This is a genomic window from Kitasatospora sp. NPDC015121 (assembly GCF_055562955.1).
The window spans coordinates 244,102-256,233 of the sequence record NZ_JBVHEH010000012.1; the positions used below are offsets into that span (position 1 = coordinate 244,102).

Genomic DNA, 12,132 nt, shown 5'->3' on the forward strand with positions numbered 1-12,132 from the left:
GGTAGCACCGACGGCGCGTCAGACCTTCAGGTACTTGCGGAGGGTGAAGAACGCGGCCACGCCCGCCATCAGCATGCCGACCACGACGAGCAGCGGGATGACCGCCAGCACCGAGGACAGTCCGATGAAGTGGATGAACGCGACCTTCTTCGCCAACCAGCCCTGGACGAAGAAGTGCCCGCCCAGCAGCAGGCCGGAGGCCAGCACCGAACCGAGCAGCGCGGCGAACGCCGCCTCCGCGATGAACGGCATCTGCACGTAGAAGTTGGACGCGCCGACCAGCCGCATGATGCCGGTCTCGCGGCGGCGGCTGAACGCGGACACCCGGACGGTGTTGACGATCAGCAGCAGCGCGACGAACAGCATCAGCACCATGATCACGAACGCCGCGGTCTGCAGACCGCGCAGCAGGCCGAACAGGTTCTCCAGGATCTTCCGCTGGTCGTCGACCGACTTGACCCCGGGCTTGCCCGCGAAGGCGCTCTGCACCACGTCGAACCGGGTCGGGTCGCTCAGCTTCACCCGCCAGGACTGCGGCATCGCGTCCGGACCGACCGCCGCCAGCAGCGGGTTGTCCGGGTTGCTCTGCTTGAAGTGCTGGTACGCCTCGTTGGAGGTCTCGAAGATCGAGGTCTGCACCAGCGGGGCCATCTTGTCCAGGTCGGCCTTCACCTGGGCGACCTGGTCGTCGGTGGCCGCACCCGCCGCGCACTGCGGCGAGTTGTGGTCCGCCTTCGTGCAGAAGTAGATGCTGACCTCGACCTTGTCGTACCAGTAGTCCTTCATGGAGTTGACCTGGTCGCGGACCAGCAGCGAGGCTCCGGCGAGGGCGAGCGAGAGCGCGACGCTGACCACGACGGCGATGGTCATGGTCAGGTTGCGGCGGAGACCGACGCCGATCTCCGACAGGACGAACTGGGCGCGCATGCTTCTCTCTTCTAGCTCTGGTAGCCGTAGACGCCGCGGGCCTGGTCACGGACCAGCAGGCCCTTGTCCAGCTCGATGACGCGCTTGCGCATCTGGTCGACGATGGCCTGGTCGTGAGTCGCCATCAGCACGGTGGTGCCGGTGCGGTTGATCCGGTCGAGCAGCTTCATGATGCCGACCGAGTTCTGCGGGTCGAGGTTGCCGGTGGGCTCGTCGGCGATCAGCAGCATCGGCCGGTTCACGAACGCCCGGGCGATCGCCACGCGCTGCTGCTCACCGCCCGACAGCTCACCGGGCATCCGCTCCTCCTTGCCGCCGAGGCCGACCAGGTCGAGCACCTCGGGCACCACCTTGTTGATGGCGCTCTTCGGCTTGCCGATGACCTCCAGGGCGAACGCCACGTTCTGCCCCACGGTCTTGTTCGGCAGCAGGCGGAAGTCCTGGAAGACCGTCCCCAGTTGGCGCCGCATGTGCGGCACCTTCCAGTTGGAGAGCTTCCCCAGGTCCTTGCCCAGCACGTGCACCGCGCCGGTGGACGGGCGCTCCTCGCGCAGGCACAGGCGCAGGAACGTCGACTTGCCCGAACCGGACGAACCGACCAGGAAGACGAACTCGCCCTTCTCGATCTCCAGCGAGACGTTGTCCAGGGCCGGACGGTTCTGCTTGGGATAGGTCTTGGAGACGTTGTCGAATCTGATCACGGCTGCATCACGGAGGCCATCCTAGGTGGATCGGAGCCAGTGACCTTACGCGATGCCCCACGGCACCCGCAGTCGCGGGACGCCTACTGACCGTGGTTTCGTCAGGTGTTGTTCCGGTTCGGACCGGAAATTGCGAGGTACGTCACAGATCGGTAACCCTTCCCCTCCGGGGGCCGCGGGGTACGGAACCTGGCAGAGTGGTAGGCAGTCGGAACCGAATCCGCCTCCGGCGCGTTGGCTATGCAGCAAGGAGGAGATCGCATGACCTGCGACCAACTGGTGTGCGCCAACTGCAACGGCCGCGTGAGCGACGGCCGCTGCCCGGTGTGCCGCGCCAACCGGGCCCGGCTCCAGCAGGAGCAGCACGGGCCGTTCGCGACGCTCAACCCGGCGGTGCTGCTGGCCCTGCTGTTCGCCGCGGTGTTCACCCTGGTCCTGCTGCTGCGCTGACCCGAAAGACCCCGAAGGGCCCCACCGCCGAGGCGGTGGGGCCCTTCACCGTGCGTGACGACGGAGGCGCGGTCGCGCGCCCGGTCAGCTCTCGCGCTGCTTGCGCCACCGGATGCCGGCCTCGATGCTGTGCTCGATCTCCATCTCAGCCGACCTCCTCGCCCCGCGCGATCAGCTCTCGCGCTGCTTGCGCCACCGGATGCCGGCCTCGATGAAGCCGTCGATGTCGCCGTCCAGCACGCCCTGCGGGTTGCCGACCTCGTGCTCGGTGCGCAGGTCCTTGACCATCTGGTACGGGTGCAGGACGTAGGAGCGCATCTGGTTGCCCCAGGACGAGCCGCCGTCCTTGAGGGCGTCCATCGCGGCGCGCTCCTCCTGGCGGCGGCGCTCCAGCAGCTTGGCCTGGAGGACGTTCATCGCCGAGGCCTTGTTCTGGATCTGGGAGCGCTCGTTCTGGCAGGAGACCACGATGCCGGTGGGCAGGTGGGTGATCCGGACGGCGGAGTCGGTGGTGTTGACGCCCTGGCCGCCGGGGCCGGAGGCGCGGTAGACGTCGATCCGCAGGTCGCCCTCGTCGATGTCGACGTGGTCGGAGGTCTCGACGACCGGGAGCACCTCGACGCCCGCGAAGGAGGTCTGGCGGCGGCCCTGGTTGTCGAACGGGGAGATCCGCACCAGGCGGTGGGTGCCCTGCTCGACGGAGAGGGTGCCGTAGGCGTAGGGCACCTTGACGCTGAAGGTCGCGGACTTGATGCCGGCCTCTTCGGCGTACGAGGTGTCGTAGACCTCGGTCGGGTAGCCGTGCCGCTCGGCCCAGCGCAGGTACATGCGCATCAGCTGCTCGGCGAAGTCGGCGGCGTCGACGCCGCCGGCCTCGGCCCGGATGTTGACGAGGGCCTCGCGGGCGTCGTACTCGCCGGAGAGCAGGGTGCGCACCTCCAGCTCCTCGACGGCCTTCTTGACGGACTCCAGCTCGGCCTCGGCCTCGACGCGGGTGTCCGCGTCGTCCTCGGCCTCGGCGAGTTCGAACAGGACGCCCAGGTCCTCGACCCGGCCGCGCAGGGTCTCGACCTTGCGCAGCTCGCCCTGGAGGAAGGAGAGCCGGCTGGTGACCTTCTGCGCGTTCGCGACGTCGTCCCACAGGGTGGGGGCGGCTGCCTCCTCCTCCAGGGTCGCGATGTCTGCCCGGATCTTGTCCAGGTCGAGGACTGCCTCGATCGACGACATGGTCGAGTCGAGGTTCTTGAGCTCTTCGGAAGGATCGACGGCTGCCACGCCTCAAGGGTAATGGTTCCGCGGGGGGGCTCGGCTACAGCCGGGGGTACCAGGGCGCCCCGACGGTCGCGGCGGGCCCCCCGGGGGGCTCGGCGGCGAACGCCGTCCACGCGGCGGCGGCGCCGGCCAGCAGCAGGACGACGGCGATCAGCACGGCCAGGGTGCGGCGGCGGCGGATCATCTGGGCCCGGGTGCGCCGGTGGCCGGCGGCCGGGCGCTCGCGCTGGGCGCGGGACTCCTCGGCGTACGAGGCGAGCTCCTGGGCGGAGGGGCGGCGCAGGCTGGTGTGGGTGTCCCGGGTGGAGTCGGGCTGCGGGACGGGCACCAGCGGGACGGCGGGGCCCCGGCGGCGGCGGTGGGTGCCGCTGCCCGCGAAGGCGTCGGCCTCCGCGTAGACGGCCTCGCCGGGGGTCGGGACCTCCTCGGCGGCGGCCCGCTGCCCGGGGACGGCGAGCGGGCCGAGGCCGGCCAGCTCGGGCAGCAGGGCGCGCAGCCGGGCGGCCAGCTCGGCGGCCCGCAGCCGGGAGGCGGGGGCCTTGGCCAGGCACTCGGAGATGATCCGCCACAGGCCGTCCGGCATGCCCTCGACCGGGGGGACGTTCTCGGTGACGTGCCGGCGCAGCACCGCGCCGGTGTGGCCGCCGCCGAACGGGGTGGCGCCGGTGAGCAGCTCGTACAGCACGGTGGCGGTGGCGTAGATGTCGACGGCGGCGCGCGGCTCCAGGCCCTCGATGATCTCGGGGGCGAGGTAGTCGGGGGTGCCGATGATCCGGGTGGCGCGGGTGCGGCGAGGGGCGTCGACCAGCCGGGCGATGCCGAAGTCGGTGAGCTTGGCGCGCGGGGCGCCGCCGGGTCCGGGCGGGGCGGCGAGGTCGAGCAGGACGTTCTCCGGCTTGACGTCGCGGTGCACGATGCCGGCGGCGTGCGCGGCGGCCAGGCCGTCGGCGACGTCGGCGATCACCGAGGCGGCGAGCAGCGGGCTGAGCACGCCGTCGCGCTCCAGCCGGGTGCGCAGGTCGCTGCCCTGCACGAGGTCCATCACCAGGGCGAGGTCGCTGCCGTCCACCACCATGTCGTGGACGCCGACCACGTGCGGGTGGTCGAGGCCGGTGAGGGCGGCGCGCTCCTGGACGAAGCGGCCGACCAGCACCTGGTCGGCCGCGAGGTCCTCGCGCAGCAGCTTCACCGCGACCGGGCCGTCGGGGCCCTCGCCGAGCCACACGGTGCCGGCCGAGCCGCGGCCGATCACCTGGTGGACGGTGTACCGGCTGCCGATCTTGCGTGCCAATGCTGCTCCGTGGGCTCGTGTAGGTCGGTGCTCGACGAACAACCTACGCGCCCGCGGGCCTCCGGTGGGCCGCCGAGGGCGCTCGTCGAGGTACCGATCCGGTGGAATTTCGCGGGATTGTCGACATAGCGTCAATTCCACCGCCCGGCCGGTCAGGTGTGGCTGGTGACCCAGTTCCGGGCCGAGTCGTACCAGCCGACCACGTTGTCCCAGTAGTGCGGCAGCGGCGTGAAGTTCCACAGCGCGACGCAGCCGAGCGCCAGCACCACCAGCACCAGCAGGCAGCCCTTGAGGCAGCCCAGGCCGGGGATCCGCATCCGGTTCGGGCTGCGGCGGCGCGGCTCCCGCTCCCGGGGCGCCTCGCGGGCCGGCTCCGGCTCCCGGTACGGCGGCTCCGGGCGGTGCTGCGGCGCGGGCTCGGGGCGGCGCTGCGGGGCGCCGTAGCCCTGCGGCTGCCCGCCGTAGGCGGCCGGCGGGGCGGGCTGCGGCGCCGACTGCCGGGCCTGGTACGGCGGCGGGGCGACCGGCGGGCGGCCCTGCTGCGGGTGCCGGCCCTGGCCCTGGCCCTGTCCCTGCGGCGGGTACGGCTGCGGCGGCTGCTGCGGCCGGTACGGGCCCTGCTGGGGGGCGTACCGGCCGTCCTGCGGCGGGTACGGGCGGGGCTGCTGCTGCGGGTGCGGGGCCTGCTGCGGGTACTGGCCGGCCTGGTAGGGGCGCGGGGCGACCTGCGGCTCGCCGAGCTCCTCCGGTTCGAAGTGGCCGATCCGGGTCTGCGCGTTGCGGTCCCGGGCGGCGCGCAGCTGGGTCTGCCAGGGGTGCGGGTCCTCGGACCCGCCGGGCCGCCCGCCGGGGGCGCCGGGCGGGACGGGGGGCATCACCCGGGTGCGGTCGGCGGGCGGGTCGGCCGGCGGCTGCGGGCTCGTCAGCCGGGTGCGGTCCTCGGCGCCGGGCACGGCGGGCTGGTGCGCCATCACCTGGGTGGCGGCGGCCGGGTCGTACCCGACGCCCGCCAGCGTGGCGTCGTGCGGGGCGGCCGCGGGCGCGGCGGGGGCGAGCGCCGGGTCGGGCACCAGCAGCGCGCCGACGCCCAGCGCGGCGTCCACCGCGGCGGGGGCGGCGTGCACGCCGACGCCGGCCGCGACCACCCGCAGCGCCCCGGCCAGCGCGACGGCGGTGGGGCGCTGGGCCGGGTCCTTGCGCAGGCAGCGCTCGACCACCGTCCACAGCGGCTCGGGCATGGTGCGCGGGCGCTGCGGCTCCTGGGCGAGGTGCGCCTGGAGGACCGCCAGCGGGCTGTCGCCCTGGAACGGCGGGCGGCCGGTGACCAGTTCGTACAGCATGATGCCGGCGCCGTAGACGTCCACCGCGGCGGTCTGCGGACGGCCCTCGGCGGACTCGGGGGCGACGTACGCGGGGGTGCCGACGAACTCGTGGGTGCGGGTGATGCCCGGGGAGTCGGCGAGCCGGGCGATGCCGAAGTCGGTGAGCATCGGGTGCATCCGCTCGTCGCCGTCGACCGCGAGGGTGGCCAGCAGCACGTTGGCGGGCTTGAGGTCCCGGTGCACGACGCCGTCGGCGTGGCTGGCGGCCAGCGCGTCGGCGACCTGGGCCATCAGCAGCGCGCCGGCGATCGGCGACAGCGGGCCGGACTCGCGCAGGTAGCGGTACAGGTCGGGGCCGTCGACCAGGTCCATCACCAGGGCGAGCAGCTCGCCCTCGACCACCAGGTCGCGGGTGCGGACGATGTTGGGGTGGGACAGCCGGAGCAGCACCGAGCGCTCGCGCAGGAAGCGCATCACCACGTCCGGGTCGGCGGCCAGCTCCTCGCGGAGCACCTTGACCGCGACCGCCTGCCCGGGGACCAGGCCGGGCACCGCGGCGTCCTCGCGGACCCGGCCGCGCCAGACCGTCCCGGTCGCGCCGCGCCCGAGGCTGTCCTCCAACACGTACTTGCTGCCGACAGGCCGCACCTGTGCACTCCGTTCGGTCACCCGGCGCCCGCTGCCGGGGCCGCGTTCCGGCACTCCCCCGTTCCCGTGAACGGCGCCGGGGCCTGGAGGAGCCCGCCCGGCGGGCGGGCTCCGGTATTTTCGGCAACTCTAACGGTGCCCGCGCGGGTTTCCGAGGTGTTCCCCGGCCGGGCCGGGCGGGGTCGCCCGGTGGGCGGCGGGGGCGTCCTTGACCTGACTGGCCGTCGGATTCACCATGGCGATGATCGCAAGATCGTCAAATCCGGTACCGTGCGCGGACTGTCCGTCCCGAGTGGCAGGATGGCAGGCACCACACGTGTGCAGAAGGGACCCCGGGCGAGATGCAGATCCGGCTCACCGTCCTTCGACCGCGCAGCGGCCCGGCCTCCCCCGGGAGCTCCGCCGACGTCCTGGTCACGGCACCGGCCGGCACCGTGCTCGGGGCCGTCGCCACCGCCCTGGCCGGCGCGGTCGGCGTGCGCGGCGCCCGCTCCGCCACGCACGTCCACCTCTACGACGGGGAACGGCGGCTGGACGAGCAGACCCCGCTCGGCCACCCCCCGCTGGTGGACGGCGCGGTGCTGGCCCTCGGCGAGCCCGACCCGGACGCCGAGGCCGGCGACGAGCGCCCGGCCGCCGAACTGCGCGTGGTCGGCGGCCCCGACGCGGGCGGCGTGCACCGGCTGCACGGCGAGCGGATCCGGATCGGCCGCTCCACCGAGGCCGACGTGCCGCTCGACGACCCCGACGTCTCCCGCCTGCACCTCGCCCTGCACCTGGCCGCCGACGGCCGCGCCACCGTCCGGGACCTCGGCTCCACCAACGGCACCCGGCTCGACGAGCAGTGGCTGCGCGAGGACTCCGCGGACCTCGCCCCCGGCGCCCTGCTGCGGATCGGCGAGTCCACCCTGCAGCTCGCCCCCGCCGCGGCCGCGGACATAGCGGCCCGCCCCACCGCGCCCGACGGCGAGGGCCGGCTCCGGCTCGCCGCGCGCACCGGCGCCCGCGCCGCCCTCGGCCGCCCCGCCGCACCCCCGGCCGCCCCCGAGCCCGACCCGGCGCCCGCCGCCGGCCGCGGCGGCCGCTGGCTGCGCCGGGGCAAGGCCGAACCGCCCGCCACCGACACCGGCCGGCAGCACGACAGCGCCCGGCTCCGGCAGGCCGCCAACCAGCGCGAGCGCTGGCCCGACCCGGCCGCCCTGCTGCTCACCGCGCTCGGCACCGGCCCCCGGCTGTGGGAGCGCGGCCCCGACCACCCGGACGCGCTGACCCTCCGGCTCGGCACCGCCGACCTGCCCGGCGGGGGCGGCACCGCCCCCGGCAGCCTGCTGCCCGCCGTCCCGGTCACCGTCGACCTGCAGACCGCCGGCAGCCTCGGCCTGACCGGCCCCCGGCACCGGCTGACCGGCCTGGCCCGGGCCGCCCTCGCCCAGCTCGCCGCCCTGCACCCGCCCAGCGGCCTGGCCCTGGTCGTGGTCGCCGCCGAGGCCCCCGCCGAGGACTGGGCCTGGGCCCAGTGGCTGCCGCACCTGCGGCCCGCCCACGGCCAGGCCTGCCGCCTGCTGTTCGGCCTCGGCCCCGAGCAGGCCGAGGCCCGGCTCACCGAGCTCGCCGCCGCCACCGCCGGCCCGCCCGCCACCGTCGTCCTGGTCGACGGCGACCCCGGCACCGACGCCGGCCGGCACGCCCTGGGCCTGCTGCTCCGCCAGGGCCCGGCGGCCGGCGTCTTCACCCTCTGCCTGGCCGGGACGCCGGAGGAACTGCCCACCGGCATCGGCGCGCTGGGCCAGGTCACCGGCGAGGTCTCCACCCGGCTGACCCTCGACCGGCCCGCCGCCGGCACCCGCGAGCGCCTCACCGACGTCACCCTGGACGCGGTCTCCCCCGCCTGGGCCGAGCGCCTGGCCCGCACCCTCGCCCCGCTCGCCGAGGCCGACTCCGGGGCGGCGCCGCGCGGCCCGCTCCCCGAGGCACTGCGCCTGCTCGACCTGCTGCGCGCCGAGTCGCTCTCCCCCGCCCGGCTCGCCGAGAACTGGCAGTCGCTGCCCGCCGGGGCGGGCGGCGCGGCCGGGCTGCTCGGCACCGCCCGCGGCGCCGACGGCGAGGAGGACTGCGCGGTCGACCTCGCCGAGGACGGCGACCACCTGCTGATCGGCGGCGGCCCCGGCTCCGGCAAGTCCGAGCTGCTGCGCAGCCTGGCCGCCTCGCTCGCGGTCGCCGAGCGCCCCGACCGGCTGGCCCTGCTGACCGTCGACGGGGACCGCGCCGGGGACGGCGGCCTGGCCGGCTGCGCCGACCTCCCGCACGTCACCGCGCACGTCAACGCCGCCGAGGACCCGCGCGGCGCGCTGCTCGCCGCCGAACGGATCACCGACGAACTCGCCCACCGCGAGGCCCTGTTCGACGGCCTGACGTTCACCGAGTGGCACACCCGGCGGGCCCTGGCCAAGACCCCCGCGCTGGTCGGCGGCCCGGCCGCCGACCCGGCCGAGCGGGTCCGGGTCGTGGAGCCGCGCCGCTCCCCCGACGCGCCGCCGGCCGACGCGGCACCGCCCCGGCTGGTCGTCCTGGTCGACGACTACGACGCGCTGCTCGGCCCGGCCTCCCCCGGCGGCCGCCCGCTGGCCCGCGCGCTCGCCGCCGTCGCGGTGCACGGCGCCCGGCTCGGCGTGCACGTGGTCGCCACCACCGGCGCGCCCGAGGCCACCGCCGGCACCGAGCTGGACGACGCGGCCCAGCTCCGGATCGCGCTGCGCACCGAGCAGCCGGGCGACTCCGACCTGCTGGTCCACCTGCCCGACGCCGCCGCGCTGCCCGGCACCACCCCGGGCCGCGGCTACCTGCGCCGCCCGGACGGCGCGGTCACCGCCTTCCAGGGCGCCCGGGTCAGCGGCCGCATCCCCCGCACCGCGACGCTCCGCCCCACCGTCGTCGCCCAACGCCTGGAGGACCACGGCGCCGCGCCCTCCCGCCGCCCGGTCCGCGAGCTCGGCAACGGCCCCACCGACCTCGCCCTGCTCGCCTCCGCGCTGCGCCGGGCCACGGAGAGCGCGTAGGGCCCGCCCTCAGCCCGCCGCGTCGGGCAGCTGGGTCGGGCAGGTGCCGCCGGGGGCGGTGCGCAGCTCGAAGTGCCACATCTCGTTGGCGTACACCTGGCAGAGCCCGTAGCGGGCGCCGTGCCGGTTCAGCCAGTCGTCGGCGTCGGTGGGGCCGATGTCGACGGCGCGGCCCGAGACGTGGGTGGACTTCTCGGGGGTGTTGACGTAGCGCCGGGCCAGGTCGAGGGAGCCGTAGCGGGCGACGGCCTCGTCGAGCAGGCGCCGCTGGTCGGCGGGGCTGCGCCGGCCGGAGGTGACCCGGAGCTCGACGCCCTGCTGCCGGGCGTCGGCCGCGGCGGCGCGGAGGGCGGCGAGCAGGTCCGGGTCGAGTCCGCGGACGGCGGGGACGTCCGCGTCGAGGGCGACCGAGCCGCCGGCCGGGATGCCGTCGGCCGTGCCGCCGGGGCCGCCCGGGAACGCGCTGTACGCGGCCACCGCGCCGAGCAGTGCCACCGCGGCCAGTCCGGTGACCGTGGTCCGTGCGTGCCTCATCGTCTCCGCCTCTCCCTGCGCTTCGGTTGCCGGTCCCATTGCAGGCGGGGCGGTGTTGCGCGGGCGTCTGCGTCGGCGCATACGTTTTCGACATGCCCGGTGGTGTCCAATGGCCGGGGGCGTCGAGGAACGGAGCTGTGCGTGCGGGTGCTGGTGGTGGAGGACGAGGAGTACCTCGCCGAGGCCGTGCAGGCGGGGCTGCGGCTGGCGGCGATCGCCTGCGACGTGGCGGGGGACGGCGAGGCGGCGTGGGAGCGGCTCGCCGTCCACCGGTACGACGTGGTGGTGCTGGACCGGGACCTCCCGGGGATGCCGGGCGACGAGGTGTGCCGGCGGATCGTCGCGGCGGGGCTGGGCTGCCGGGTGCTGATGCTGACCGCGGCGGCCCGGCTGGACCAGAAGGTCGCCGGGTTCGAGCTGGGCGCGGACGACTACCTGACCAAGCCGTTCGACCTGGCGGAGCTGGTGGTGCGGCTGCGTTCGCTGGCCCGCCGCCCGGCCGGGTCGGCGCCGCCGGTGCTGGAGCGCGCGGGCGTGCGGCTGGACCCGTTCCGCCGGGAGGTGTTCCGGGACGGCCGCTACGTGGCGCTGTCCCGCAAGCAGTTCGCGGTGCTGGAGGTGCTGATGGCGGCGGGCGGCGGCGTGGTGAGCGCCGAGGACCTGCTGGAGCGGGCCTGGGACGAGCACGCCGACCCGTTCACCAACGCGGTCCGGATCACCATCTCGGGCCTGCGCAAGCGGCTCGGCGAGCCGTGGGTGATCCACACCGTGCCGGGCGTCGGCTACCGGCTGGACGCGGCGTGAGCCGCCCCCGGCGGCTGACCGCGCGGATGCGGCTGACCCTCAGCTACACGCTGTTCACGGTCACCACGGGCGTGCTCTGCCTGGCCGTGGTGTACGTGGGCATGCGGTACGTGCCGAACTACCCGCTGATGCCGGCCAATCCGCGCGACCGGGCGGACGCGCCGTCCCGGCAGGAGATCCTGGAGTCGCTGCTGACGGCGTCGGGCTACGCGCTGGCGCTGCTGACGGCGGTCGGGATGGCGGGCGGCTGGCTGGTCGCGGGGCGGGTGCTGCGTCCGCTGCAGGAGGTGACGGCGGCGGCCCGGCGGGCGGCGGCCGGCGACCTGGGGCACCGGATCGCGCTGGCCGGGCCGCGCGACGAGTTCACCGAACTGGCCGACGCGTTCGACGAGATGCTGGCCCGGCTGGAGCGGTCCTTCGACGCCCAGCAGCGGTTCGCCGCGAACGCCTCGCACGAGCTGCGCACCCCGCTGGCGATCAACCGGACGATGCTGCAGGTCGCGGCGGCCGACCCGGCGCACCAGGACTGGCCCCGGCTGGTGGCCCGGCTGCAGGACACCAACCAGCGCGGCATCGAGGTCACCGAGGCGCTCCTGCAGCTGGCCGAACTCTCCCACCGGGAGCCGGAGTCGGCGCCGCTGGAGCTGGCGGGGGCGGTCCGCGAGGCGCTGGCCGCGACGGCGGCGGAGGCCGGGGCGCTGGGGGTCGGGGTGCGGGCCGAGCTGGACCCCGCGCCGACCCGGGGCAACGCGGTCCTGCTCCGGCAGGCGGCCGTCAACCTGGTGCAGAACGCGCTGCGGCACAACCTGCCCGCCGGCGGCCGGGCCGAGGTGCGCACCGGTCCGGACGACCGGCGGCCGGGGTGGGTGCGGCTGGTGGTGCGCAACTCCGGCCCGGTGCTGGACGGGGCGCTGGTGGCCACCCTGACCGAGCCGTTCCTGCGCGGCGGGGGGCGGACGGCGCAGCGCGACCCGGCGCGGCGCGGCCACGGGCTGGGGCTGGCGATCGTGGCGGCGGTGGCCCGCGCGCACGGCGGGGAGCTGCGGCTGACGGGCCTGCCGGAGGGCGGCCTGGAGGTGGTGCTGGCCCTGCCGGGCCGGGAGTGAGCGGCACGACGGCCGGGGGCC

At 75.6% G+C, this 12,132-nt stretch carries 10 protein-coding genes; 4 read left to right on the top strand and 6 right to left on the bottom strand.

Annotated features, from left to right (window positions below):
* Window positions 1–18: 18 nt before the first annotated feature.
* Complete coding sequence (ftsX, locus tag ACZ3J7_RS19890; RefSeq protein WP_465622694.1) at window positions 19–927, bottom strand: permease-like cell division protein FtsX; 909 nt, start codon at window positions 925–927, stop codon at window positions 19–21.
* An 11-nt stretch (window positions 928–938) separates the two neighbouring features.
* On the bottom strand, window positions 939–1,628 hold the full coding sequence (gene ftsE / locus ACZ3J7_RS19895; RefSeq protein WP_033253741.1) for a cell division ATP-binding protein FtsE: 690 nt from the start codon (window positions 1,626–1,628) through the stop codon (window positions 939–941).
* Window positions 1,629–1,889: 261 nt separating this feature from the next.
* On the opposite strand from ftsE, the gene ACZ3J7_RS19900 reads away from it, so the two are divergent.
* Entirely contained in the window at window positions 1,890–2,078 is a 189-nt protein-coding gene (locus ACZ3J7_RS19900; protein WP_465622697.1) for a hypothetical protein, read from the top strand.
* Window positions 2,079–2,249: 171 nt separating this feature from the next.
* On the opposite strand, the gene prfB is transcribed toward ACZ3J7_RS19900, so the two are convergent.
* The 3 genes from prfB to ACZ3J7_RS19915 form a co-directional block, all read right to left on the bottom strand.
* Window positions 2,250–3,353 (bottom strand): peptide chain release factor 2, encoded by a 1,104-nt coding sequence (prfB, locus tag ACZ3J7_RS19905; RefSeq protein ID WP_465622700.1) that lies wholly within the window; start codon window positions 3,351–3,353, stop codon window positions 2,250–2,252.
* A gap of 34 nt (window positions 3,354–3,387) precedes the next feature.
* Complete coding sequence (locus ACZ3J7_RS19910; protein WP_465622704.1) at window positions 3,388–4,641, bottom strand: serine/threonine-protein kinase; 1,254 nt, start codon at window positions 4,639–4,641, stop codon at window positions 3,388–3,390.
* Window positions 4,642–4,793: 152 nt separating this feature from the next.
* Window positions 4,794–6,611: a serine/threonine-protein kinase gene (locus ACZ3J7_RS19915; RefSeq protein ID WP_465622707.1), complete on the bottom strand. Its 1,818-nt coding sequence runs from the start codon at window positions 6,609–6,611 to the stop codon at window positions 4,794–4,796.
* A gap of 341 nt (window positions 6,612–6,952) precedes the next feature.
* Between ACZ3J7_RS19915 and ACZ3J7_RS19920 the strand changes: the two genes are divergently transcribed.
* On the top strand, window positions 6,953–9,667 hold the full coding sequence (locus tag ACZ3J7_RS19920; protein ID WP_465622709.1) for an FtsK/SpoIIIE domain-containing protein: 2,715 nt from the start codon (window positions 6,953–6,955) through the stop codon (window positions 9,665–9,667).
* Window positions 9,668–9,676: 9 nt separating this feature from the next.
* Here ACZ3J7_RS19920 and ACZ3J7_RS19925 read toward each other — a convergent pair whose 3' ends face one another.
* Window positions 9,677–10,201, bottom strand: a complete 525-nt coding sequence (locus ACZ3J7_RS19925; RefSeq protein ID WP_465622710.1) for a M15 family metallopeptidase — start codon at window positions 10,199–10,201, stop codon at window positions 9,677–9,679.
* A gap of 141 nt (window positions 10,202–10,342) precedes the next feature.
* On the opposite strand from ACZ3J7_RS19925, the gene ACZ3J7_RS19930 reads away from it, so the two are divergent.
* Entirely contained in the window at window positions 10,343–11,005 is a 663-nt protein-coding gene (locus ACZ3J7_RS19930; protein WP_465622712.1) for a response regulator transcription factor, read from the top strand.
* Window positions 11,002–12,111 (top strand): sensor histidine kinase, encoded by a 1,110-nt coding sequence (locus ACZ3J7_RS19935; RefSeq protein ID WP_465622715.1) that lies wholly within the window; start codon window positions 11,002–11,004, stop codon window positions 12,109–12,111. The genes ACZ3J7_RS19930 and ACZ3J7_RS19935 overlap by 4 nt, the downstream gene beginning before the upstream one ends.
* Window positions 12,112–12,132 lie beyond the last annotated feature (21 nt).